The sequence below is a fragment of the Fibrobacter sp. UWB11 genome, assembly GCF_900143015.1.
Classification (GTDB): Bacteria; Fibrobacterota; Fibrobacteria; order Fibrobacterales; family Fibrobacteraceae; genus Fibrobacter.
This window is the reverse complement of the sequence record NZ_FSRT01000003.1, coordinates 394,178-420,677: the sequence shown is the minus strand read 5'-3', so window position 1 is coordinate 420,677 and position 26,500 is coordinate 394,178. Positions and strand designations below refer to the sequence as shown.

18 protein-coding genes are annotated in these 26,500 nt (G+C 49.0%); 14 read left to right on the top strand and 4 right to left on the bottom strand.

Features of this window, described 5'->3' with window-relative positions; genetic code table 11:
- Positions 1-59: 59 nt before the first annotated feature.
- Positions 60-1,292, top strand: coding sequence for a glycogen synthase (gene glgA / locus BUQ91_RS13885; protein ID WP_074209695.1), 1,233 nt, complete (start codon positions 60-62; stop codon positions 1,290-1,292).
- Positions 1,293-1,536: 244 nt separating this feature from the next.
- Here glgA and BUQ91_RS13880 read toward each other — a convergent pair whose 3' ends face one another.
- Positions 1,537-3,420 (bottom strand): protein-disulfide reductase DsbD family protein, encoded by a 1,884-nt coding sequence (locus tag BUQ91_RS13880; RefSeq protein WP_254842375.1) that lies wholly within the window; start codon positions 3,418-3,420, stop codon positions 1,537-1,539.
- Between the two features lie 101 nt (positions 3,421-3,521).
- On the opposite strand from BUQ91_RS13880, the gene BUQ91_RS13875 reads away from it, so the two are divergent.
- The 4 genes from BUQ91_RS13875 to BUQ91_RS13860 all read left to right on the top strand — a co-directional run bounded on the left by BUQ91_RS13875 (position 3,522) and on the right by BUQ91_RS13860 (position 8,179).
- Positions 3,522-4,085, top strand: a complete 564-nt coding sequence (locus tag BUQ91_RS13875; protein WP_254842374.1) for an RNA polymerase sigma factor — start codon at positions 3,522-3,524, stop codon at positions 4,083-4,085.
- Between the two features lie 65 nt (positions 4,086-4,150).
- On the top strand, positions 4,151-6,472 hold the full coding sequence (locus BUQ91_RS13870) for a ligand-binding sensor domain-containing protein (protein WP_254842373.1): 2,322 nt from the start codon (positions 4,151-4,153) through the stop codon (positions 6,470-6,472).
- A gap of 10 nt (positions 6,473-6,482) precedes the next feature.
- On the top strand, positions 6,483-6,848 hold the full coding sequence (locus tag BUQ91_RS13865; protein ID WP_074209693.1) for a hypothetical protein: 366 nt from the start codon (positions 6,483-6,485) through the stop codon (positions 6,846-6,848).
- A complete protein-coding gene (locus BUQ91_RS13860) occupies positions 6,848-8,179 on the top strand; it encodes a CCA tRNA nucleotidyltransferase (protein ID WP_074209692.1) in 1,332 nt (443 codons plus the stop codon). The genes BUQ91_RS13865 and BUQ91_RS13860 overlap by 1 nt, the downstream gene beginning before the upstream one ends.
- On the opposite strand, the gene BUQ91_RS13855 is transcribed toward BUQ91_RS13860, so the two are convergent.
- Positions 8,166-9,269, bottom strand: coding sequence for a glycosyltransferase (locus tag BUQ91_RS13855; protein WP_074209691.1), 1,104 nt, complete (start codon positions 9,267-9,269; stop codon positions 8,166-8,168). The two genes, BUQ91_RS13860 and BUQ91_RS13855, sit on opposite strands and share 14 nt — an antisense overlap.
- A gap of 34 nt (positions 9,270-9,303) precedes the next feature.
- Here BUQ91_RS13855 and lpxA point away from each other — a divergent pair, with 34 nt between their 5' ends.
- Positions 9,304-10,071 carry an acyl-ACP--UDP-N-acetylglucosamine O-acyltransferase gene (gene lpxA, locus BUQ91_RS13850; protein WP_074209690.1) on the top strand — a complete coding sequence of 256 codons (768 nt, stop codon included), beginning with the start codon at positions 9,304-9,306 and terminating at the stop codon, positions 10,069-10,071.
- Positions 10,072-10,101: 30 nt separating this feature from the next.
- On the opposite strand, the gene BUQ91_RS13845 is transcribed toward lpxA, so the two are convergent.
- Positions 10,102-11,250: a glycoside hydrolase family 5 protein gene (locus tag BUQ91_RS13845; protein WP_072830800.1), complete on the bottom strand. Its 1,149-nt coding sequence runs from the start codon at positions 11,248-11,250 to the stop codon at positions 10,102-10,104.
- Positions 11,251-11,576: 326 nt separating this feature from the next.
- On the opposite strand from BUQ91_RS13845, the gene BUQ91_RS13840 reads away from it, so the two are divergent.
- The 8 genes from BUQ91_RS13840 (at position 11,577) to BUQ91_RS13805 (ending at position 24,476) form a co-directional block, all read left to right on the top strand.
- Complete coding sequence (locus tag BUQ91_RS13840) at positions 11,577-12,320, top strand: carbohydrate binding domain-containing protein (RefSeq protein WP_072830798.1); 744 nt, start codon at positions 11,577-11,579, stop codon at positions 12,318-12,320.
- Positions 12,321-12,329: 9 nt separating this feature from the next.
- Entirely contained in the window at positions 12,330-14,621 is a 2,292-nt protein-coding gene (locus BUQ91_RS13835) for a hypothetical protein (protein WP_072830796.1), read from the top strand.
- 27 nt (positions 14,622-14,648) lie between these two features.
- Entirely contained in the window at positions 14,649-16,793 is a 2,145-nt protein-coding gene (locus tag BUQ91_RS13830; RefSeq protein ID WP_254842372.1) for a hypothetical protein, read from the top strand.
- Between the two features lie 15 nt (positions 16,794-16,808).
- Positions 16,809-18,929, top strand: coding sequence for a hypothetical protein (locus tag BUQ91_RS13825; RefSeq protein WP_072830792.1), 2,121 nt, complete (start codon positions 16,809-16,811; stop codon positions 18,927-18,929).
- 12 nt (positions 18,930-18,941) lie between these two features.
- A complete protein-coding gene (locus BUQ91_RS13820; protein WP_074209688.1) occupies positions 18,942-19,607 on the top strand; it encodes a hypothetical protein in 666 nt (221 codons plus the stop codon).
- A gap of 17 nt (positions 19,608-19,624) precedes the next feature.
- Positions 19,625-20,680 (top strand): glycoside hydrolase family 18 protein, encoded by a 1,056-nt coding sequence (locus tag BUQ91_RS13815; protein WP_074209687.1) that lies wholly within the window; start codon positions 19,625-19,627, stop codon positions 20,678-20,680.
- Between the two features lie 463 nt (positions 20,681-21,143).
- The gene (locus BUQ91_RS13810; protein WP_072830786.1) at positions 21,144-22,904 is read left to right on the top strand and encodes a glycoside hydrolase family 9 protein; all 1,761 of its coding nucleotides are present in this window, start codon (positions 21,144-21,146) and stop codon (positions 22,902-22,904) included.
- A 135-nt stretch (positions 22,905-23,039) separates the two neighbouring features.
- Positions 23,040-24,476, top strand: coding sequence for a hypothetical protein (locus BUQ91_RS13805; protein WP_083601287.1), 1,437 nt, complete (start codon positions 23,040-23,042; stop codon positions 24,474-24,476).
- Positions 24,477-24,565: 89 nt separating this feature from the next.
- On the opposite strand, the gene BUQ91_RS13800 is transcribed toward BUQ91_RS13805, so the two are convergent.
- On the bottom strand, positions 24,566-26,029 hold the full coding sequence (locus tag BUQ91_RS13800) for a bifunctional chorismate-binding protein/class IV aminotransferase (RefSeq protein WP_254842371.1): 1,464 nt from the start codon (positions 26,027-26,029) through the stop codon (positions 24,566-24,568).
- Positions 26,030-26,500 lie beyond the last annotated feature (471 nt).

Sequence of the window (26,500 nt, the reverse complement as noted above, 5' to 3'; positions counted from 1 at the left end):
TGAAAACAGTTTGCGGACATCCACCTAACCACTGCCCACTAAACACTGTTTGCTGTATTATGAACGCTGCAATCCTTACTAATGAATTTCCGCCAGAAATCTATGGCGGTGCAGGTATTCACGTCAAGTTCTTGAGCCAGGAACTTTCCAAGCTCTGCCATATCGAAGCCCGTTGTTTTGGCCCGCAGAACGATGATGCCGACAACATCCGTGCGATTGGCTTTAGCCAGAAGCTTGAATGCAATCCAGCTGACGAACGTTTCAAGAAAATCTTGAAGCCTTTGGACATCAATCTCCAGTGGATGTCATCGCTCAAGGATATCGACGTTATTCATTGCCATACTTGGTATAGCCATTTTGGTGGCGTTGTTGCAAGTCGCCTTTTGCAGTGCCCGCTCATTCTCACGACGCACTCTCTTGAACCGCACCGTCCGTGGAAGGCTGAACAGCTTGGTGACGGCGGCTATAACATGAGCTGCTGGATTGAACGTACCGCTTATGAAGCCGCTGATGGCGTGATTGCTGTGAGCGAAGGCATGAAGCGCGATGTGATGAAGCTTTATGGTGTACCGGAAGACCGTGTGAAGGTTATCTACAATGGTATTGATCCGGACTTTTACAAGCCGACATTTGATGAAGAAATCTTGAAGAAATGGGGCGTGGATCCGAAGCGTCCGTTCGTGCTCTTTGTGGGTCGTATTACGCGCCAGAAAGGCATTAGCCAGCTCATCCAGGCAATTCCGCAAATCGACAAGAACGCCCAGGTAGTGCTCTGTGCCGGTGCGCCGGATACGCAGGAACTTGCCGATGAATGCAAGCGCTTGATTGAAGAAGTCCAGAAGACACGCGATGGCGTCGTGTGGATTCAGGATGCTGTGCCGCACACGGAACTTCGCGTGCTCTACAGCCATGCAACCGTTTTTGCAACGCCGTCTCTTTATGAACCGTTTGGCATTATCAATCTCGAAGCCATGAGCTGCGGTACTCCGGTTGTGGGTAGCGCTGTCGGTGGCATTCCGGAAATCATTGTCGATGGCGAAACGGGTTATCTCGTGCCGCTCAAGGCTGTGTCTGCAACGAACTTTGAACCGGCTGATCCGAAGGCCTTCCAGACGGATTTTGCGAACAAACTTAACAAGATTCTCGAAAATCCGGAACTTGCAAAGAAGATGGGCGAAGTCAGCCGCAAGCGCGCCATTGACGTGTTTAGCTGGAAGACGATTGCCAAGCAGACATTCGACTTCTACCAGGAATGCATCGAACGCTACAAGCGCGAAGGCAAGCGCGTTTAATGTTGTCATGCCGGATTTATTCCGGCATCGCCAGTAAAGCGAAAAAAGGTGGCCTCAAGCCACCTTTTTTAATGTCAAGAATTTCGAGATTTAACTGGATCCTTCGCGGTTAAAACCACTCAGGATGACTGCTCCGATGAAACTGTTCATTTCATACATCATATGGGATGGATTGCTTCCCCTCTACGAGGGTCGCAATGACGTAAACACAGCCTATGGCTTGCTAATCATCAACCACTTTCTGCTATTTACTGCCGGCTATTTTTTCCACAATCGCATTTGTCGTGAGCAGTTCCGGCAACACAATTTGTTTGCTCTTGTCACCGGCGGGGTAGATGGCATAAGCCGGCACTCCGGACTTGCCCATGCTGCGGAGGAGCTTTGTGACTTCGGGCGTTTCGCGAGTCCAGTCTGCTTTTACGAGGGCGACGTTTAGGCTGTCCATGGCGCGTCTAAAATCTTCGCGGTTGAGAACTGCGGCTTCGTTTGCCTTGCAGGTGATGCACCAGTCTGCGGTGGCATCGATGAATACTGTGCGTCCGGCCTTGGCGAATTCTTCAATGACTTCCGGCGTGTAGCGGTACCATCCGTCTTCAGTAACGAGCTGTACCGATCTTGCCTTGAATCTTGCGTCTACTTCATCTTCGTATTTTGGTGAAGCGAATGCAAACCAGATTACGAAGAGGAAAATTACAGAACCGCCAACGGCGAGAACTTCGCGGAAAAATGCGACGCCCGGTGGCGCGATGTTTCCGATGGCAAAGCTCAAGGCTATACTCAATAGCGAAATCGCTGCAAAGATGCCTACGCCAAAATTGCCGGACTGTTCGTGTACAATCCACAAAAGCCAAACGACGGTGGCGAGCAACAGAACGCCCATGATCTTTTGGAGCGTTACCATCCAGGCGCCCGGTTTCGGGAATACTTTTAGAACTTTAGGGAATGCGCTTACGAGCATGTAGGGGAGTGCAAGCCCGACGCCTGCCGCTGTGAAAAACAGGAACAGCACAGGGGTCGAGGCGGTAAAGGCAAAACCCATGGCAGTTCCGAGGAACGGTGCGGAGCACGGCGTGCTCAAGAGAACGAGGAGCGCGCCAGTGAAAAACGCACCGATAATTCCCTGCTTGCGACCGGCGCTGTCCATTTTGGTTGTGGCACTTCCGGGGAGCCAAATTTCAAAGACTCCGAAGAAGCTCATCGCAAAGGCGCTCAGAATCACGACCATGAACGCGATAAAGCCTGCACTCTGGAATTGCATTCCCCAGCCTGCATTTCCGCCGCCCGCCTTGACGGCGGCAACGACAGCGGCGAGCAGCCAGAAACTTGCAAGTATCCCCGCTGTCGTTGTGGCGCCTAACAGAAGTAGGCGCCCGCGGCTTTCCCGTGCTTGCTTCATTAAGCTAAACAGTTTGAGCGAAAGCACTGGCAGCACACACGGCATCAGGTTCAAAATCAAACCGCCGAGCAGTGCGGACAAAAGCAAAATAATCGTACCCGCGAAACTTTTGTTCGCAACAGTCGAGTTTACCGATTCTTGGAAACTGGGCGTGTTGCTTGTTTCGTCGTCATCGTTTTTTTTTAAAGGTGCTGGCTGCAAACCGCTTTTTTGCGCAAAGCCGAGTGCGTTTAGCCCAAATGTGACTTGGGAAGGCGCAAGGCAAATGGAATTATCGCATGCCTGGTAATGGAATGTTGCCGAAGTTGTGAGGCTATCGTAATTGTTGTCGATGCTTTCGATAGGGAGATGGATTTGGAAATGTCCCCTGAAAACAAGATTCTCGAGATCCAAGGCTTCGCTGTATTCCTTGAGGGGTTCAGGCCACTTGGGTTCTCCAAAGTGAATTCCTTGTGCCGAAATTTCGATAGACGACGGCTTCAAAAATTCATCGGCGGCAACGTTGGCGTTGACATGCCAATTATCAGGAATGGTAATGTCTACCGTGACGCTAGAACCCTTTTTGAGTGCTCCCGTAGAATAGTGCAAACTAGCCTCGGGAGGAGGCATATTGTTCATGTTGAATTCTTCTGCAAAGGCAACGGCTGCAAACAATAGGATGCAAAATGACGCTTTTTGCAAACGGTTGTTTGCAAAATTTTCAAAAACCTTAAATTTGTCTAAAATTTTCATAAATTGAATCTCACTTAAAAGTAATCGGATAAATCAGAATTCAAAAAAATATGTCATATAAGGGTTTCCTTGGTAACCGTCCCCCCAATTGGGTAGGTTCTGTGTGGAAAAAATATTCCTACAGAATATACAAATTGTGCTTGCAAAAGTGTGCGACAAAAGACGAAGCTGATGACTTGTTTCAGGAAGTGGCACTACGTTTTTGTAGAAATGCAGGGGAGTTGAACAACCAAATCCATCTCTTTGCGTGGCTCCAGACCGTACTTTTGCATTGTCACTACAACGATTACCGCAAAAGGCACCAAATTCACGAAATCCCCTTTTCTTGCCTGTCCGAGCCTAAAGCGGCTTACGAGGCGAGTGGAGCCGATGCGTGCGTGGCTCCCGATGATGATCTTGGCATGGAGGCGGTCATGGGCGAGTTTTCGTTGTTGCTCGAGGCCTTAAACCCGCTTGAAAAAATGATTTTGGAACTTTCTGTTGTGGGCGGGCTCAGTCTCCGTGATTTGAGCCTGTTGACGGGGCTTTCTAAGGGGAGCGTTGTTCACCGCCGGCAGGTGGCGATTCAAAAAATGCAAGAAAAAATGGCCATGCAGAAAGACCGGATTAAAATGATAACGGGACGTGAGGCTTCATTGCGGGAAATTATTGAATACATTGGTTGAAAAGTTTTTAAAATTTGTAATTTTAGATTGTGAAAGCGTTAATCCATCTTATTTGTATCCTCTCCATGGTCACGTCGGTTTTGGCGCAAGACCAGTGGCTCAACTTTTCTAGCCCTTATCCGGTCAAGGCTGCGATTCCTAGTGGCGAAGGCTTGCTCATGGCTACGGGAGGAGGCATTCGCTATCGAGCGAATAATGCCGATGACTTGTACACGACATCGAATGGTCTTGGCGACCAGGCTATGAGTGCCATTGCGGTCTCTGACCTTGGTGTGTTCGCGGTAAGCGATGTTGGTGTTATTTCGACGATGTTGCCGGGTGGTTCTTGGCAGGTCCTTAGCCGCTCTTATGCCGGCAGCAATACGCATGTGGTTCCGGGAATGGCGCTCTTGGGCGGCCCGGTGCTGGTGATTGCTTTTGAAGACCGACTTTCGTTTTTTAGCCTTAAGACCATGACATCCATCCTCACTGTGGAGCGTATTGCGGATATTAGCGTTTCTGCCTTTACAGTAAGTGCGATGGATATTCGAGGTGATTCTTTGATTGTCGCTGCAGGTGGTGGCATCTACATGCGCAAAATGGATTGGGAAAACTTGGATTCCGATGTCCAGCTGTATAACCCGGATTCTTGGAAAATCATCAAGAGCGCGTCAAGCAGCAATGAACCCATCAAGTCGATTGCCTGGAAAGACGGCAAAATCCAGACGTTTGCTACGGAAGGCATGAGAATCTGGGACAAGGATGGCGAGACGCGTGTTGCTCTTGATACATTCTCTGTGTTTACCGAAACGGAATCGATGGTTTCTGTACGTGGAAAGGTGTTGAAGGATTCCATTCTGTACGAGCGCGATTCTGTTGAAATCAAGGGTCCTGATGGTAAAAAGGCTCACCGTTATTATTACAGGTCCCGTGTACGTTGGGTGTCATTGCAGCCGAAGGGTGTTGCAGTCTTGGGTGGTCCTGAAATTATCCTCTATTACGATAATGGCAAATTTACGGACTTGACGGAATATAAGCCGTTCCCGCTGAGATATACCTACGAACTTCAAGCGCTTCCTCAGGGGGGCGTGTTGGCCGCTACCGAAGATGGCTATTTGTCGTACTATTATTTCTCTGGCAAGGATAAAAACTTTAGATGGACTGATCCTAAGCCGGCGTATTCTGTCTTTAGGAATGGAACAGACGCTCGAGTCCATAACTTGAAAACATTGTCCGTGCTCCCTACGGGTGGAACCTTCTACCATATTTGGGGGTTGGGTTATCTTTTGTATAGCGGCTGGGCCGAAACGCTTGCAGAATCGTATTCTTTTGCAAATAAGGAAAAAGATTATTGCATGGATGACTTTACCGAAGAAACGAGCAAGTCGGGATTTACGATTGCCGTGTCTACAACGCCTGCGCCTAACAACATGGGCTATTTGACGACTTCGGCATCGAATAAAGGGTATAGCTTGATTTATGTTGAACTTGGCGAAAATGGAAATCCGATGTCCTGCGCAAGCAATGTCGGTTCTGCGCCTATTGGTGGGCCGATGTTTGCTCGAATCGATGAAAACGGCAATTGGGTTGTCTATGTAGGAACCCGTGCTTCAACGACGACCGATGCAAATGGTGGCCTGGATGTGTTTACCTTCCCGCCTCCGAATAAGATGGGTGGAGACATTTCTAGGGTCGATACGACTTATAGAAAAACGTATTCCGGTGAATCCATTTCGACTCCGCTGGACTTGGTTTATGAACCGAAGACGGACAATGTTTGGATGGTGACGACATCTTCCTTGGTGTATTGGGATAAAGATGAAAATGACTTGAAGACACCTCTTTCGACAAATGGTCTTAGCGGTGCGGTCTATACAAGTCTTGATGTCGATAGCCGAGGAAATCTCTGGGTGGGAACGTCATCGCAAGGTGCTTACCGCTTGACTCCGCGCCCGACAAGCCCCGATACATTGTCTGTGCTGCATTTTACGTCCCGTCATGGTCTTTTAAGCGAAAAGATTCAGGATGTGGCTGTTGATACTGTGCTTGGCATGGTCTGGTTTGCCCATGACAATGGAATTACCCGTTACAAGAGAGACGATGTTCGCAGTACCGAAAATAACATGACCGATGATGCCCGCGAAGACGTGAAGGTTTACCCCAACCCGTTCCGACCGAAGCTACAGCCGTACGTTTCGTTTGCCAATGTTGCCGATGATGCTATCGTTAGCGTTTATAACAGGGGCGGAAAACTGGTGGTATCGTTGAGTGGTAATCAGATTTCTGGTGGCCGAGCCGAATGGAATGGCCGCATGGAAAATGGATCTATCGTGGCGCCCGGTGTTTATCAGTATGTTGTTCGTGGCGGCACCAAGGTGAGAAAAGGAAAACTCTTGATTATCCATTAATGGGGTTGCTATGAATAAGTTTGTTGGAATTGCTCTCTTTTTTGTTGCTGTGTTGTTTGCTGGCTGTGCCGGTGAACGCCAGGGACTTGTTTGTGAAGAAATCGAATACCGCTTGAATACGCAGACGTATTCCCCGGACCAGCGCGCTTATATTGAAAATGAACTTCGCACTTGCCGCGCAGAAGAATCAAGAAAGAAAAATGAATCCGGGCAATCGAATGCGAGCATTTATGAGCGCTACGCCAATACGGAAAATTCTTCGATAAGCGATACGTCCAAGAGCGTTATTCCTGTTTCCACGTTGTTGCAGGATTCTTCTGAAGAAAAGACCACAAGCATTTACGACCGCTATAAGTCTGTCGAGGCAAATAAGTAATGCCAACCATAATGACTCTTGCGGGCAAGTCGTTTGAACCGGATCTGCCCAGGCGCTTGCTTTCCATTGCTGGTGAAATTCGTGAAGCCGGTGGTCGCGCTTTTTTGGTGGGCGGCTGGGTGCGCGATGCGCTTTTGGGCAAGGATTGCCGCGATTACGATGTCGAAGTTTACGATCTTACACAAGATGAACTTGTCCCTATTCTAAAGAAATATGGCCGTACAAATTTGGTCGGGAAAGCATTTGGCGTCATCCATTTGGCGATGAAGGGCCTTTCGCTTGATTTTTCGTTCCCGCGTACAGAAAGTAAAGTCGGTTATGGACATCGCGGATTCGTGGTGCATACGGACGAGAAACTTTCGTTCAAGGAAGCCGCACTTCGTCGTGACTTTACGATCAATGCGATGGGCATGGAACTGCCGGAGCTTACGCTTTGCGATCCGTATGGCGGTATCGATGACTTGAAAAAGGGGCTACTCCGCCATGTGGGGCCTGCTTTTGTCGAAGATTCCTTGCGCATTTTGCGCGGTGTGCAGTTCGCGAGCCGCTTTGCGCTTAAACTTGCGCCCGAGACGGTAGAACTTTGCAAGACGCTTTCGCTTGCCGACCTTTCTATCGAAAGGCTTTTTGAAGAATTCAAAAAGTGGCTTTTGAAGCCCGGCAAGCCGTCGATGGGCCTCCGTGCGTTCTTGGATATTAAGCTGAATGAATTTTTCCCAGAAGTTTTTCCGCTGCATGATTCTTGGGATGCTTTGGGTGAAATGCTTGATAACATGGAATCCATGCGCAGGAGTCTCGCGGATGTTCATGCTGAGGTTATTGGAAAAGTTAAATGCGCGCCGCTTTCGGATGCGCAGGCCATGGAATTTGCGTTTGCCGCATTCCTTTGCGGGAATCCGGAAACTTCGCTCAAGTTCCTGGAACGCATCACCAATGAAACTCATTTGTTGAAAATCGTTCCGCTGCTTTTGAACGAGTACCGCAATCTTGACTTTGCCATTGTAGACAATGCGCCTGCACTTCGCCGCCTCGCTGTTAAACTCGGCGGTTTGAAGCTTTTGTGCTTGCTTGTAAAGAGCACGCCGCACGAATTCTACGCTAGCGATGCGAATTTCCCCGAGAAATTGTGGCAAGCGGCTGCAGAGCTTAACTTGCTTGATTCGGCACCGCAACCGTTCCTTATGGGTAAAATGCTTATGGAAATGGGCATGAAGCCTGGCAAGGAAATGGGAGAACTTATCAAGCAGAGTTTTGAACTCCAGCTCGACGGCAAAATCAAGAGTGCAGAAGAAGCCCTCGCCTGGGCGAAGCCGCAGCTTACTTCCATCTAAACATTCCGGTGATTCCTGCGGGAACGCAGAATACAATCATCGGAATTTGAATCAGCTCCACCGGCAAGAACGCAAACATGCGGCGCTTGGAATGTAACTTCCACGATGCGATGGAGAGGAAGATAAAGTCGACAAGGAATTTCGGCAGTATGCTGAACACGCACCATTCCCACGGAAAGTCTAGGAATATGGCGCACCAGGGACTCACGAACATCCAGATGTAGTACGTGTAGATGAGCGTGAGGAGCAAAATGTACGATTTGCTTTCGTAGTTCGTGCCGTTGCTACTCCAGCGGGCGCGCTGGTTAAACAATTGTTTCCACGTATGTACCGGGGCGGTCTCGATTACTGCATCGCGATCGAGGTTGTAGCAGACTTTTGTTCCCGGAATTTTCATCATCTTGTGGATGAGCATGTCGTCGTCGCCGCTCGAGAGGTTGATGAGGTCTCCGAATCCGCCGACTTTAAAGAACAGGTCTTTCTTGTAGGCGAGGCAAGCGGCACTCGCGACAATCGGGCGGCCCCAGCTAAATCCTGCAGCTTCCATCGCGGTGTAGCCGAGCGTTTCGAGTTTCTGGTAGAGGTGCGGCATGGAGCGTGTGCCGTTGTTCTGCTTGGGGCCTTGCACAATGCAGATGCCATCGACAAATCGTCCGGCCATGGCGGTAATCCAGCTCTTGCGCGGAATGCAGTCGGCGTCCATCGTCAAAAGAACTTCGTTTTTGGCAATCTTGAAGGCGCTTTCGAGGGCTCGCTTTTTGGGGCTTGCAATTTGCGGTAAATCTTGCGGGAGGCTTAAAACGCGGAATCGCGGGTGCGTGGCGGCGAACTTTTCGAGAATCTCGAGTGTACGATCGGTAGAACGGTCGTCAACGCAAATAACTTCCCATTCTCCGATATAGTCTTGTTCGGCTATTGCTTCGAGCGTGCGTTCTGCAAATTCCTCTTCGTTACGCATTGGGATGACCACAGAAACGCTCGGGGTCGCTTTGGGGCCTTTATAGCGATGTGTCTTTAACAGTCCTATGATGAAGAATAGGAACAGGAACGCGTAAAGTGCAGTCAGGCATGCGATAATAATGCCACCCATGCGGGGAAATATAGGAAATTACTAAATTGCGGGTATGCTCCATCCTTCCGCTTACGTTCATCCTTCTGCAAAAATCCACGAGTCTACAATTATTGGCCCCTGGTGCGTTGTTGATGAAGGTGCGGAAATTGGCGAAAATGTGGTACTCGAATCACGAGTGCGGGTGTATGGCGGCGTGACCATCAAGGCAAATACGCACGTTTATGACGGTGCAATTTTAGGGGCGCCTCCACAAGACCTCAAGTATGCCGGTGAACCGACTTGCTTGGAAATTGGCGAAAATTGCATCATTCGCGAATATACGACTCTCAATCGCGGTACAGCGCAGGGGGGTGGTTGCACGCGCCTTGGCTCCCGTGTCCTCGTTATGGCTTATGCTCATGTGGGGCACGATTGTCAAATTGGCGAGGGGGCGGTCATTGCAAATGGTTGCCAGCTTGGCGGGCATGTGCGCATCGGCAAGTTCGCCACTCTCGGCGGAACAACTGCAGTGCAGCAGCGCAATCAGGTGGGCGCCTACGCTTTCGTGGGCGGCACGCTCAAGGTCGATTACGATGTTCCTCCGTGCAGTCGCGCTTTCGGTAACCCGCTTCGCTTTGCATCCCTCAACCTTCATGCGCTTCGCTTGCATGTCGAAGAATTCCCGCCGGAACGCATTGCGTTTTTCGAGCGTGCTTTCCGTGAACTTTACCGCAACAAACGCCCGATTGCCGAAGTTATCGAAGAATTGAAAAAAGGCCCGGAACCTCTGTTCCAAGCCTTCTTTGATGAACACTGGTCGGGCACTTTGGTTCGCCCGTAGTGGTTTCGCCTTTGGGGCGGTTTTTAGATTCTAGAAGATCAAAGATTCCGGGAATCCAGGAAGCCAATTTTTGCCATCGAAGGCTTGGAACCCACCTGTTTGACCGAAACTCCAGTAATGGAAAGATATCCCGTACTGGACGGCTACTTTTGCGGTTTTTTCGGCCCAGTAGGCTTTTCCTGTCTCGCTGGGGCCATCACCTTGTTGCCACTGGCAGGGGCTGTTGTCTCCACCGGCAACGCCGAATTCACCCATGTTCATAGGAATATGGTCAATTCCGTTTATATCGGGGTAGAATTTGTAGGCGAGAGAAACATAGTAAGCGAAATCATCAACTGCAGTGGATGTCAATGTGGCATCGCCCTTGCATTCATAGCCGTGACCTTCGTGACTATAGTTGTAGGGGAGGTAATAGTGGCCACTAAAGATGATGTTGCCGTCTGCAGGCATGTGCAAGCTTTCAATGTCTTCGAACTTTGCCAAGTGGTAAGTCTCAAACATGATGGTTTTGCCCGGAGCATACGTGCGGATAACGGTATAAGCTTCGTTCATCAATTGGTCTACGAGCGTAGCGTTTGGGATCGAAGGTTCGTTCAAAATTTCAAGAACGACCATGTTATCGGGAAATTCTGCCATTGCGGCTGCCACTTGCGCCCACAAGGCAAGGAAGTGCGCTTTTTCGGCTGTGAACTCATTGGCGTCGTATTTGCACTTGGAGCCATCCGATTTTGTGCCACCGCCACCGGCGCAGTTCAATTCTACATAGTGGTGGAAGTTAACAACTACGGCAAGTCCGTTTGCGATGGCGAGTCGAATGTCTGCCAGAACGCCGTTTAAGCGGTCCGGGTCTACCGTATGAGTGCCGTAATCGGAACCGTATTGCCAGCGAACCGGAATGCGCACGGAATTGAAACCGGCGGCTTTGATAATCGCGAAATCCCCGTCGTTGATCGGGTTTCCCCAACCGCTGTCGTCTGCACCTTCCGAATCCCAAGAATTGCCAAGGTTTATACCGCGCCCGAGAATGGCGTTCATGGTTCTGCCCAAGGTGTAGTCTACGGGAGTGGCTTTGGTGGTAGTGGGTGCAGTAGGAATTGTTGCAGACCCGCTGTCGCATGCCCAGAATGAGCATCCGAGGGCGCAGCCGATAGCCAAAGAAGAAAGAACTTTTTTAAACATGTTGACCCCCAAAAAGGTTTCGCTATAAATACCTGTTCTCAAAATCTATATTCAATTGCAAAATAGAAAAATGAAAACATGCTTATGTTGTGTTTACGCTTGAGTCCATGTGACGCCTATCAAAAATCTTAATTTGTAAACATTCCGAAACGTTGCGATGCTAAAAATTTCTGTATACGCTTGAGTCCAGCGTTTATGCGGCTTTGATAGTGGTATTTCGTTGAGGGATCGAGGTTTGCAAAGCCTTTTTTGCAATGCAGGTGCGTTGTTTTCTCAAAAAACAAGCTATATTGTAGACGATCCGAATTTGGAGATTTGTACCTATTATGAATGGAAACTTAAAAAAAGCCATTTGGAAGTCCGCTCTAGCGGCGATGCTTCTTGCTTCATCTTCTTTTGCTGGCTACGGCTTTAGCGATTACCGCGACCGCGACCAGTCCCACTTTGTCATGAAGGATCCCAAGCCGTTCCGTCCTGATAAAGAAGTTGTCACCGTTGTCATGCGTGAGGCTATTCCTCGCGGTGGTGGTTATACCTACCAGTATCCGCGTGAAAACCCCGAACCGGTACTCACGGATAAGTACGCTATGGAAGGTGCTCTTTCCATGGAAATCGAACTTATCGCAAGTGACTATTCCGGCGTTGCAATTTGTATTGCGGGTTCCGTGGACTTGACTCCTTATTTGGAAGAAGGTGTTCTCGAATTTTGGATCAAGGGTGCCCAGGGTGGTGAAAACGCCTTGTTCGTGCTCGTTGACGATGGCGTCAAGAGCAACGGCGAATCCCTCCAGGTCAAGCTCCGTTCCAAGAGTCTTGGTGAAATTACGACTGAATGGAAGCACTTCAGCATTCCTCTGAAACTCTTCGGTAATACCGGTGTTTACTGGGATGCAAAGAACACGCGCGAAGTGATGCTCCCGTTCGCATGGTCCAACTTCAAGGGCTTCCGTCTCGAAGTCCGTAAGGATGAAAACGAATCCTTCAAGGTTTGGATCGACGATATTGTGATTAAGAAGCATGGCAAGCCGTACGAAGGCCCGGCTCATTATCCGTTCCGCAACGAGATTTAAGAGGATTTTATGCGCAAAACAGTTTCTTCTCTTTTACTAGCGTCTAGCCTCGGTGCTGCGTGGGCTCTCCCTCCGCAGTTGCAGCTTGATTCCCTTCACGCTTCGTTGGATACTCTTTCCGGTAACATGGAATCGACTCTTTTGGGTAAGGACGATCTGCCACTGGCAGTCTCCGGTTACATGGCTTTCCGTTTGAAGAATTTCCACTATTCCGAACAGAGCCCGTGGGTCAGGGACGATAAGGCCCGCACAAACGTCGACGCTATCTTGAACGTCAACGTTGTCGCAATGCCGAACTCCTACATTACGTTGTTTACGAACCTCATGTTCCCGTTCGACTTGAGCGGTATTTATACGAACTACTTGGCCAAGAATCCGACCAAGTCCCCGACTAATGCCGACAATGAACGTGTCTTGTTCGACCACTCTACGGACTACTATTCTTCGACGATTAACGAAGAATTGAACGTTGGTGTCGATATCCGTGCAGGTGTGTTCGGTGCCTACATTACCGCAGGCGGTGTTATTTGGGCAAACGCCTCTCCGCTTACCATGTGGGAACGTGAAACGAACCCGCGTTTCGTTTGGCAGTACGAACTTTTCGAAGACGAAAAGACCGTGTCTACTTACTATAAGGAAAAGGCATTTAAGCCGGTCAAGGAAGGTGGTCGTGCATTCTGGACGAACCGCTCTTTCGGTGGTGTCTTTGCCAACGTCTACCAGCTTCCGTACGACATGAAGGCCCAGTTCCTCGTTGCCCAGCCGATCGATGCCGACGTGGCAACTCGTGACGGTCTCCGTATGTACGGTGGTCAGCCGGGCGAACTCGAAATGTCCGGTGGTTACGATTTCCGCGGTACAGTGCTCCATGGCCGTATCGCCAAGGAAAAGATTGCTGATAACCTTACCGTCGGTGTGAACTACATGGGTGTTACCTATGATAAGGGAACCATCTTCGAACCGGAATTCCGTTCGCAGTGGACCACATATACCGATTTAGGTTTCCCGACCCTCCTCAATACTCACATTGCAACAATTGATGTGAAGGGTAACGTTACCCCGAAACTCTACTTGATGGCCGATGTGGGTGTTAGCATTACGGATTCCACGGTGTTTATTCCGGATCCGCAGGCTCTTGATTATGCCGTTGATGCAACCGGAGCTGTTAATAGAACTAAGGGCTATACCACAAATAAGGAAGGCTACCGTTCTAGCATGGCAAACCCGAAGCTCGGTCTTTATGTAAAGGCTCAGAGCAAGTACCTCGAAGGTTGGCCGATGACTGCTGAACTCGTGTTCTTCCAGCCGGGCTTCTATTCTCCGTATTCTCTCACGAACCCGTCCCGTTTCACGGGCTGGCGCAAGGATGAAACCTACCTCAACGCAGGTGCGCTCCGCTACTCCCCGAACATGGCCGGTATCAACTTCAAGTTGGAACCGAGCTTCAACCGTGGTTACTTTGACTTCCAGTATGCTCAGCATCGTCAGATTGACCCGGGTCAAGACGTGATTGCTTTCAACTACCGTTTGAACGGCCGCAATATTTGGGAAAGCACAAACTCCTGGACAAAGCATAAGCCGCTCTTCGTTGCTGACTCTGGTAACAGCTCTAATGCTGGTTATATTAATCGTGTTGGCGCTGAAAAGAATTCTGGTGAAGGCGTCAAGATGTACCGTCAGCGCGGTGGTCTCTATGGTGGTACTTGGGAAATGTGGGAATCCTTTGCCGCTTACGATAATGGCGACCAGGCTGCCCATACGAGTGTTCCGATGCATGCCAAGTGGTCTTCTTACCTCTCCTTCATGGGTGGTTACGATATCGGTCACTGGTTCGGTACCGACCGCAATATCATGATGACTGGCTACTTCGCCCTCTCTGGTATTTCTACTTCTTTTGCTCCGCTTGCTGTTTCCGAAAAGCAGTCCAACATGCTTTTGACGAGCTTCTACGGCCAGTTTGAACCGACCGTCGCCGTGACACCGACTTTCCACATGGTGGGTATCCTCGGTTTCGAAACGTTCAGATCTGATAAGGCCTACATCCTTGAAGCCGCAACAAATACTCTCGGTAGACCGCAGGCTGGTAAGACTACTTACATCTACGAAGTGAATTCTTATCTCGTCAAGAAAGCTCCGATCAACTACAAGGACTTCGCAATTGGCCTTGGCTTTGACTGGGACTTCTCTGACCGCGTGGGTCTCCACTTCCGTTACAAGTTCATGACGCACTCTGATGAAACCGTATCTGACAATGATTGGCATTCCCATTACATTGCTGCCGAAACCAAGGCTTGGTTCTAAGGGAGGATGCTAAAGATGAATATGAAAATGAAAAATATTTTAATCGCCCTTCTTACCGCATCGGTTGCCGCATCGGCATCTGTAGTTGCGGATAATCAAAAGGCATTGCAAGCCAAGGCTGATAGCGCCAATGCAAAGCGCGGTGTCGAAATTGGCGGTAGCATCCGTGCTGTTGCTCAGCGTTCTAGCTTCTCTTCGGATCAGGACAATCGCGGCATCAACAATATGCCGGATGTCGAACGCAATGAGTTTGTCAGTGCAGACTTGAGCTTCGGTTTCCGTCCGTACGAAAGCGTTCGCGCTAACGTGATTATGCGTCTTGGTGGCGGCATGCAGGAATACTTCGCCGCTGCAGCTAAGACTCTCGAAGCCAAGTGGCTCAACGTCGAAGGCAATGTCGGCAAGAACTTCTACTGGGTGGTCGGTGATTTCCGTCAGGCAATCTCCCCGCTCTCTATTTACAATCCCGGTATCGAAATCATGTACGAACCGACGATTTTCGCCCGTAAGCGCCACATGGCCCAGAAGGAACAGCTCCTTGACGGCAACAAGCGCAACCTTCAGGGTGTGAATCTCCAGTTCCGCCAGGAAATCGACCCGATGATTGGCGAACTCCGTGCCGAAGCATTCTTTGCTCGCGTCAATCGCGTGTCTGTGCTTGACTTGAGCGGTGCCGAAGGCAACATTCTCCCGAATGATTCTGTTGCTGGTGTTTCGCTTGCTTCTGCAACGGACAAGTGGCTCGTCGGTGGTAACATCGAACTCTTGCCGGTTCAGAAGAACGTCTACGTCGGCGTGACTCCGATGCTCATTTTCGATAACGAAAATTCGAAGTCTTATGTCTACAGACATCCGGTTGAAGATGATGTTATCAATTTTAACGATTACGTTCGTCAGGAAATCAACCCGTACGAAACCACTCCGCAGAACACGTTTGTGCTGAGTGCCCGTGCCGGTGCCGATGTTGCTGGCATTCTCAATAACAAGAACCTTACTCTTGATCTCGTCGCCGAATACGCCATGTCTATCAACAAGGTTAAGACTCCGGCTATTACCGACGAAACGGGAACAATCGTTCTTGCTCCTGAAACAGAAGAAAGCGTAAATGGATCTGCTATCCTTGCTACCGTGAATGCAGGTTACAAGGTTGATAATTCCTGGAGCGCAGGCCTTACTCTTGACGTGTTGATGAACAACGAAAAGTGGTTCAACAACATGGCCCAGTCTCCGAGTTTCTTCGCTCAGCGCGTCTTGAACTCCGATAAGGACGGTAATACGGTCAAGTATGGCGTGAACTCTCCGCTTTACTCCACCTTCGATGCTCTTTACAACTACTCTCCGAAGTTCTCTCCGGTGGGTCGTACTTTGGGCACCGATGACGATGCTTTCTATGCCGGTCAGAGCAAGAGCTACAACATTGCTACCTACAACAAGAATTCTTGGGGTTCCAATGTCTACTCCGCCGCTCAGATCGCTCTCTTGAACATGATGATTGATCCGGCTCTCCAACTTGCTTTGCCGAATGGCCTTGCTACTGCAAACCGTAAGGGCGTTCGCGCTTTGGTCAAGGGCGAATGGCAGGATAAGATTGAAGCTCAGGCTCTCGTAAGCCTCTTCAACCAGGTCCAGACAAGCGCTCCTGAAATCGACAAGGTTTCTTACATGGAATTCGGTGCCGGTGCAAAGTTCGATATCGCTAAGCTCGCTGGTTTCAGCAAGCCTGCTGAATTCTCCGGTTCTTTCAAACATTCTGAAAATGAAACTAGCTTGGTGGGTGGTCAATCTGTAAAGCTCACAAGCAACTTTATCAACGCTGGTTTCTCGTTCCAGTTCTTGCCGCGTCTCGGCTTTACCGCTGGCTTCCAGATGATCAATACCGATTACGGTATCGGTTCTATCAATCCGTTCGTGGGTCAGGATGTTCCTGTTACAAAGAGCAATCAGAAACACTGGATGGTTGGCTTTGATTATCTGGTTGGTGAAAATGCTTGGCTTGCCATCAACTACGGCATGATCATGGTTCAGAATGACTACAATACGGCTGCTCTTGGCGAATCTATCCGTAACTTGCCGGATTACTTCAGCGCAAAGAGCGGTGACGGTGCTACGGGAACTTACACGCATAAGTTTAGTCAGTCTATTTTTGAAGCTTCCATTAATGTGGAATTTTAATGGGAGGTAACTAGAATGAATTTCAATATGAACATGCGCAAACTTTTATTGACCTCCGCAATTGCTTTCTCGGCTGCATCTGCTTTTGCTGCTGAAAATCAGGCTGAGGTTGCTACGCAACAGAAATCCCTGTTAGAAAAGCTGGATTCTCTCAATGCAGCTGTGCTGGGACTTAAGATTAATGGTACGGCAAAGGCCGGTGCGGTTGCTTCTTTTGCGACTTCCGATCAGTTTGCCAAGGAATCTCCGACTCAAGAAAACCAGGCCTTCACGGACGTGAACCTGCGCTTGACTGCTCGTCCGAGCTCCGAGACCATGATCGATGTCCAGTTGCGTTTGCACAAGGATTGGCAGAGTGCCTTCGATGAAAACAATAACCCGGTTATCGGTCATTGGTTCAGCTACGATGGTACCATCCTCAATAAGCATGTAGACTTCAACTTGGGTTACATGCGTGTCGGTTATACGCCGCTCACCATTTTCACTCCGCAGACCGAAATTCTCCAGGAACCGGAAATTTTCGCAGAAAAGCGTCGTGAAGCTCTTGAAAAGCGCAATCTCGATACAACGAGCCGTCGCCTGTTGCATGGTATCAATGTCGTTTACAATAGCGGTAACGTAGCCGGTGTGGTTGATAACATCACTGCTCAGCTTACTGGCGCCCGTCTCCGCAATACGGCAAAGAAGTTGGACCAGATCTTCTTCGACTTCGACTTCTCGGACCGTTACCTCTTGGGTGCACGAGTCGGTGCTGATGCTTACGGTGCTCATCTTGGCGTGAACTTCGTGAACCTGATGGATCGTAAACTCTCCCGTCGTTCTAGAAGCATTGCTAATACCGATACCGTCTACTACGATAACAACAGGGTCATTTCTGTCGAAGCTGCTTTCGATTCCAAGAAGCTCATGCCGGAACTTCCGGTTACGTTCGGCTTGAACGGCGAATTTGCCATGTCCAAGTGGAAGGTTGACCGTGATTTCAATACGACGGAAACCAAGACGTCTTATAATTCAGTCCAGGCCAAGGAAGACCACAAATTCTTCGTCTACCTGAAACCTGTTACTTCGACTCCGACTGTCGTTAAGAATGAAGATTACCTTGATGAAGATGGCAAGAGCTTCTATGCCGACCTCTTCGTGAAGGGCAATATCAGCGACATCGATTTCAAGGTAAACGCTGGTTACTTCCAGACGGATTCCGGATTCTGGTCTGAACTTGCTTCTTCTCCGGTTTACCAGGGCCGTTCGACCATCTTTAACTCGAACGCTTTCTATGGCAATTCGGCAGACAGCCTTGTTCTCGCTACCTTCGGTGGTTCAAGTCTTGAAAACCTCTACTTCAATGTCTACAACTCCTCGACATTGCAGGCTACGAACTTGATGACTTCGAAGAACCTTTCGAATGCATTGAGCGATCAGGACGAAAGCGAAAACATGTACGCTCGCTTGTTCAACAACTACAAGAACGGCCACTTCTACCGTAACGGTTATTCTGGCGTCACGGCCAAGAAGATGGAACTCGACCCGTTGATGATTATCGATCCGTCTGTGGGTCTTGCCTTGCCGCTCGGCCTTGCTACTCCGGACCGCAAGGGTATTACCGCTAAGGCCGATGTGAACTGGGCTGACAAGGTGTTCTTCAATGCTCGCTTTAACATGGTGACTGAAACCAATTCCATCGATTACACCACCATGGCTGTGTCTGAAAATAAGTATACGGAATTCGGAGCGGGCATCGGTGTTGATGCAGGTCGCTTCTTGAGTGACTACCAGCAGATTCTCATTCAGGGTTCTGTGGCCATGGGTTCTGAAAGCGCATTCCTCAAGCGTAAGACCTCTCGCTTTGTGGGTGGTATTACTGCTGATGTCTGGGGTCCGTTTGCTTTGCTCGGTGGCTTCCAGATGTACACGAAGGAATTTGGAAATGGTTTCGGTGTTGCCGCTGCTTCTGTTAGCAAGGCAACAGAAATGCTCGCTCTCGGTGGTGCCCGTGTGAAGCTTGCTCCGCTTTCTTACGTCTCCCTCCAGGGCGGTATGCTTAAGAACGAACTCGAATATACCATTCCGGGTCTTCCTACTAACAAAATTTCCATCAGCAAGCTCGTTCTCCTTGCCGATGTAACGGTGAATTTCTAAGAGGTGCTGAAAATGAAAAAACTTCACCAGTACATGATGATTCTCGTGGCAGGCGTTTTGAGCGCTTGCGGATCGATGAGTGTTAGTGACCCTTATGCAGAAGCTCTTCCGGCAGATTTCAATGCTCAAGAGTATATGGCTCTTCATCCGGAGTTGCGTGTTCGTCAAATTAAGGACTTTGTGGCTGATTATAATAGCCAGATTAAGGTTAATCTTGGTAAAGATTACGATGCCACAAAGAAAGCTGATGACGAAGCCTTCCTCGCCAATATGGATGTGGTTATGGCTATTTACACGCATCCGCAAATTGGTGGCCATAATGCAGAACAATGGGCAGATGTTATTAAGGATTTGTCTTTGCCCGATACGTCGCTTCTCCGCAGGGAAACACGTAGTGGCTTGACTGAATTCAACTTTATCGGTGTTGCCGATGATGCAGGGATGTTGTTGACTGTTCCTGTGGACTATCAGGCTATTGCTCAGCAATTCAACATTTATGGTAGGGACCATGGTTGGGCATACCGTGCATGTCGCCCGGAAGAAGCTGCTAATACGCCGCGTAACTCTTTGCCGATTTTCGCGCAACAATTGAATATTGCTGAAAAAGACGGAGCATTTATAGCAGATTCTGGTTATTACTGCCGTGACGCTCTTGGCGTTGATCGTCTGATTCAATAGGATAAGAGGTATTCAAAATGAACTTTAAAGTTATTACATTAGCTCTCGCCATGGGCGCTGCAATGGCCCAGGCTGCTGCTGACAAAGTGATTGGCTTCTATCCGTATTGGAGTCAGTATTCACAGTTCTATGCAAAGGATATCCGCTACAATCTCGTGACCGACATCCATTACATGTCTATCACTCCGACTGCAGAAGGTACGGTTGCCTTTGCCGACGAATACGATGCCGACAACTTCAAGAACCTCGTAAGCATGTCCAAGGAAAACGGCGTGAAGCTGATTGTTTCCGTGGGTGGCATGGAAGCTGAATCGAGCCTCAAGGCTATCGCTTCTTCTGACGAAACGCTTTCCACGTTCGTTTCGAACGTCAAGGAATGGCTCTCGACAAACGGTGGCGACGGTGTTGAACTCGATTGGCAGAACCTCACGACGGACGATTCCGAAGATTACGCCAAGATGCTGAACGCCTTGGTCGATGGTCTTTCGGGCTCTACGGTGACGGCCGTGATTTACCCGGCCGCAGGCATGGATGCCTACAAGGCCGAAGCCTTGAACCGTGCCGCTTACGTTGACGTGTTTATGGCTGACCTTATGAACGAAAGCGAAAGCAGCCTCGTTCCGAACCAGAGCGCAAACTCTGTGCAGGAAACGCTTGATGCAGTCGCTGCTGCCGGTGTGAACAAGGATCTCCTTGCTCCGGTCGTGTTCCTCTACGGTAAGTCCTTTGCTGGTGCCAAGGGCCTCGGCTCTAGTCACACAGGTGTAGGCAGTGGCAATGAAGGCTACCTCCCGTACGCAGAACTCATGAACCGCTTCGATACTCCAGATTACACGGTGACATTCGATGAAGCTTCCAAGTCCGAAGTGGCTGTGAGCGAATCCGAATCTATCGTGTTCATGGGCATTCCGTCTGTGAAGGCTGTTGCTCAGCACGTGAAGAGCGAAGGCATGGCTGGCGTTGCCGTGTATGATCTTTCTCAGGATCATTATGAACCGGTTGTGTCGCTCCTCGTGACTGTTGGTCTCGAACTCCGTCCAGGTATCAACTACAAGGGTGGCAAGAAGAAGTAATTCCCGAAGTTCGCGAGACTTACAAACGCTTTTAAAAATCCTCGACGCACCCGCGCCGAGGATTTTTTTACTGTCACCCCGGACTTGTTCTCTTTGACCACTTGCGGTTGACGCTTCGCGTCAGCAATTTCGGCTCGATCATAAAATCAAGTATGCTTGATTTTGCGACACTCGCCTTGAATGCTATTCAGCTCTTATGTGGTCATGATCCGCGAATGGGGACGGGGTCACCATCTCGTAATACGAAAAGGCGATGCCGGCACAGTGGCCGGCATGACAATGAATAGTCAATGCCTAATTGCGATACACTTGATACACTTGGTGTTACCTATGGTAAACATTAAAGTGAGTTGGCTCAATACAATTTCATAAAATTAAAGGTATCTTTATATCGTAATTACGGTTTATATATTACGATGTGAAGCCCGTGAATACGGGCGTCTTTTATAAAGTGAGGTTTCAAATGCGTAAACATTTGCTCGCTGCGTTAGCGATTGCAGTTCCGTCTTTTGCCATTCCCTTGGTGAACCAGCTTGGTTTTGCTCCTGAATCTGAAAAGATTGTTGTCATCCCCGGCAATGATGCAAATCCGCTTGAAGTTCGCGATATGGCGGGGAAGGTGGTGCTCACGCTCGAAGCCCCGATGGTCTATGACTGGGAATATAGCGGTGAAGAAGTCCAGACATACGATATTTCTGCAATCAAGAAACCTGGCACCTATCGTTTGTTCAGGGACGGCTATATCGGTAATCCGGTCGTGGTGGGCGAGAATGTTTATGTTGACGTGACAAAGGCTGCGCTCAAGTGGTTCTATTTCCAGCGTGCGGGCATGGCGCTCGATACGCGTTATGCGGGCAAGTGGGCACGTGCAATGGGCCATGCCGATGATAGCGTGATAGTTTATGGTACGGATTTGCCAACGGCAAAGACGGTTGCAAAGGCAAATGGCAAGCCCGAACCCAAGAAGGCCGATGCAAAGATTATCAAGTCGCAGCGCGGCTGGTATGATGCGGGCGACTATGGCAAGTATATTGTGAATTCCGGCATTACCGTGTTTACGCTTTTGGAAATGTACGAGCATTTCCCGACATTTGTAGATACGCTCCACTGGGACATTCCGCGTGAATTCCCGAAGATGCCGGAACTGTTGGAAGAAATCCGCTGGAATCTTGACTGGATGCTTTCGATGCAAGACAAGGATGGCGGTGTTTATCACAAACTCACCTCGCTCAAGTTCGGTTCTAGCACAATGCCTGAACTTGATGGCGCCTTGCGTTATGCGATTGAAAAGAGTTTGACTGCAACGCTTGATTTTGCAGCGGTAATGGCTCAGGCATCTCGCGTGTATGCTCCGTTTGACAGCGAATTTTCAAAGCGCATGCTGAAGGCTTCTGAAGTCGCCTACTATTGGGCTAAGCGTCATCCGAAAACTTTGTATAAACAACCGTCTGATGTTGAAACGGGTAACTATACGTATGGCGAAGAAAACGGCAAGGATGAATTTGCCTTTGCTGCGGCAGAACTTTATCGTGCTACGAAAAAGGCCGATTACCTCAAGGACTTGAAACAGTACAAGTTCCGTCCGGATGGTGCCTGGTGGGGCGACGTGAATATGCTTGCCGTTTACCGTGTGGCGCTTGATTCTGCGGAATATGGCGCAAAGCTTGGTAGCGATGCTCGCAAGGCCTTGCTCAAGGTCGCGAACGAACTCCGTGCTATTGGCGATACGAGCGCTTACAGGCTCCCGGCACTTCCGTCTAGCTGGAACTGGGGCAGTAACAGTGCCATGGCGAATAACGGAATTGTATTGTTGCACGCTTATTACCTCACGGGCGACAAGAGCTATTTGGATGGGGCACAGCAGTGCTTGGATTACTTGCTCGGCAAGAACCCGATGGAAATTTCTTACGTGACTGGATACGGCTTTAGAAGCCCGCGTTTCCCGCACCACCGCGTAAGCGAATCTGACTTTGTTGATGATCCGGTGCCGGGCATGCTTGTGGGCGGTCCGCACTTGGGCAAGCAAGATATTAATTTGGATGGTAAGGAACTTTGGAAGTGCCCGAACTACGCTTCGGCCGATAAGCCGGCACTTGCCTACATTGATAACCGTTGCAGTTACGCGACTAACGAAGTGGCAATCAACTGGAATGCTCCGCTTGCATACCTCGTTGGTTCCTTGCAGGCCATTTACAGCGGCCACGCCAACGCCGTCGTGAAGTAATTCTTTGTTTTCGTCAATCCCGTTTTCACTGTCACCCCGGACTCCGATTGAAAATTATTTTTACTCGGTAATTTTTGCTGGCCTTTAATTTATATTACAATATGGATTGTGGTGTCGTGGGAAAGGAGACTGTGGATGAAGAGAATATTCTTTTCTGTATTTCCCATTGTTATGGCGACCGCTTTTTCTGCGGCATCTGCCTACACCCTAAAAGGAACCGTTAAAGATAAAGACGATTCTTCGCCAATTGCGGCGACCGTGAAATTGCTCCAAAAGGGCAATGAAACTGAAACGGACCGATCTGGAAATTTTGTCATTTATGAAGAGGAAGTATCCTTACACGGTTCACGTGCCGCTGTTGGACATTTCAGCTTGATTAACGGAATCCTGAATTTTACGCAGGGCGGTAGCACTCCTGTGCAGGTCAAGGTATTTGACATGACGGGTAACCAGGTACTTGCGAAAACGTTGCAAGGTTCTGGGACGGTTGATCTTGCAGCTTCGATCCAGGCGCCGGGGACATTTGTTGCAAAGGTGCAGATGGGATCCGCGCAAGAAACGGTTCGCTTTAGCACTTATGGCTATGCTTCTGGGTCTTTGGGTTCCGCAGAAAAGAAGGCGCTTCATAAGGAAGGCGATGTTATTGATACGCTGCGTGTCGTTGCAGAAGATTATGATACGTTGTTTGTTCCCCTGTCGAAACTTGATACGACTCTCGATTTGAAACTCAGCAAGGCGGCCACTAAGCAGACGTTTGCGTTTGGCTATGCCATGGGCAACGATCCTACGCCGAGTAAGGGCTGCGGCAAGGACAATACGCTCAAGAGCTACTTCAAGTTCACGGGTGGCGGTATCGAGCACGAAGTCTATCTCGACGTGCCTGACAACTACGATAAGAACAAGCCGTATCGTTTGGTGTTCGGTATGCACTGCATGGGCGGTTCCGCACAGAACGTTGCTAAAAACGAACACTATTATGGTTACCGCGACCAGAAGGGCGCCAAGGAGAGCACCATTTTTGTGGCTCCGCACGGTTACACCGACCAAATGCCGTGGCGCTGTGGCGATAACAAAGACCACCTGTTCTTTGACGAACTTCTTACGCACTTGAACGAAAACCTCTGCGTGGATACGTCTCGTGTGTTCTCTTCCGGTTTCAGCTTTGGTGCTATGTATACAAATTCGCTCGCTCAGACGTTCCAGCATCGTCTCCGCGGTGTCGTGGTGTTCGCGACTGCCGACCAGGTGATTTACATTCCGAAGAATGTGGGCAAGCCTATTGCCTGGATGGGAACCGTGGGTTTAGGCGACGGTACCTGCCCGCCGAGCATGGGACGTAGCGCCCGTGACAGGATTCTGAAGAACAATGGTCCCGAAGGCCATACCGACTGCACTGGCGAAAAGGCTACCGAATACACCAGTGGCAATCACGTCTGCTATGACTATAAGACGGTCGATCCGCGCTTCCCTGTGAAGTGGTGCACCTTCAATGGCGGCCACCAGTGGGATATGCGCGAAAATGGCAAGCTTTGGGCCTCAGACATTGGCTGGGAATTTATTACGCAGTTCTAGTTTTTGAATGCGCCCAATTGTGATTGTAATGAAGCCTTTTGGAATTGTCATGCCGGCCTTAGTGCCGGCATCGCCATTTTATAGGGCAATTACTCACAAAGGGTCACTTCTACAACGCCGCGGACGGAATTGAAGCAGTAGATTTTCTCGGCGATTTTGAGGTCGCTCGGGTACAGGATTTTTTCTTTGGCCTTGCCTTCGTTTAAAAGCTTTTGTCTTGTGATGCCGTTTAAAAGTCCGCACTCGATAGGCGGCGTGTAGATAATGCCGTTTTGCAAAATGCCGATGTTCGTGAACGTTCCTTCGGTGATTTCGCCTTTCTCGTTCACGCAGATTTCATCGAAGACGTCTTTCGGGAACGGGAGGCGAATGCTCGTTTTGTGATACAGGAATGGGTTAGAGGAATTGACTTTGTGCACAATCTTGATTTTTGGATCTTGCTTGGGTGCGGGAATTGGTCTTGTCGTGTGTTCAAAGTGACCGTCCTTGAAAAGCTCAATTCTATTGACAACGGACTTATCAAATTTGATGTTTTCAAGGTCGCTGTTCCAGGTGAAGCCGAGTGCTTGTGCGGAATTTCTCAAGCGCTCAAGATGCATCTCGAAATCGTTGATGCCCGTTTCTATCAGCGAAAATTCTGTATTTAAAAAACTTGCCTTAGTCATTGTTTCGTTCCATTCGTCGTCTGTGGTAGAGGCCCATGTGATTGCGCCACCGGCATCGTATCTGTATTCGGATTCGCCTTGCTTTTTCTGCAGGATTCTGATAGGGACGGAGAAAATCATTTCGTCGCCGTGGATGTAGCCGATGGCTCCGCAGTACACTTCTCGCGGGAACGGTTCTGCATTTGCGATGACTTCCATTGTAGAAATTTTTGGCGCGCCTGTGATGGAACCGCACGGATAAATCGCATTGATGATGTCGTAAAGCGTTGTGCTGTCTTTCAGTTCCGATGAAATCTCGGAAGTCATTTGGAAAACTGTTTTATGTTGTTCGACTTCAAAGAGCTTGTCTGCGCGTACGGTTCCCGGCTTTGAAATTCTCCCGAGATCGTTGCGTAGCAAGTCTACAATCATGACGTTTTCGGTGCGGTTCTTTAAGTCGTTGTGCAAAAATTCTCGTAGCGCGTTGTCTTCTTCGGATGTCTTGCCGCGTTTGAGCGTGCCTTTCATGGGCTTTGTCAAAATCTTGTTGCCGCGCTTCACGAAAAACAGTTCCGGCGAAAATGATAAGATTGTCTCGTACTTGTTTTGCAAAAAGGCGTTGTAGGGTGTCTTTTGATTTTGCAATAGGAACTGGTATAAGTCTAATTCACTTGCATTTGTTCTTAGCGTTGAAGGGTAAGTGTAATTGACTTCGTATGTAATGCCGTTTTTGATTTGCTCTTTGATGTAGTTGATTTTTTGTGCGTATTCTTCTTTGGAAATACGTGGCTTTACGATGGTGCCAATCTTGTAGTCGGGTGTTTGCGGTTCGAACGGCTGGAAGGAGTCGAATGCTTCGAAATAAATGAGAGGTGCGCCGCCTGCTGAATTTTTAAGGTCGTATCTCATATAACCTATGAGATAATAGCCTTTCTTTTGTAAAGACTCGATTTTGTCTAGAACGGATTTGATTTCTTTGGGCTCGAAGATTTCAATTGTTTCTATGGGCGTGACAAATTTTTTGTTTGCGTAAATTTGCATAATCGTGGGCGTTTTTTTACGGCGCAAATTTAATTATTGTCATAGATTGTTAATTTCCTGAAACATAAAACGTGCTGTGTAAACTTTACTTTGTAGTAAAATTGTAATATTTTGTGAATGTGTAGATTATGGACGAGTTTTCAGTATATATTACAGGCATGCAAAACTGGTATCTTATAATCGTTCTTTCTATAGTTTTTGTTTCTGCTCTTTTTGCTTCTACTGCATCGACACCGATGTAGCGGAAAATATTAGGGGGAATACAAAGGTTATATGAAAAAAAAGGCCCCGTAAGGGACCTAATTTTTTTTTTGCGTGATTTTTATAGGAGTAAGAATA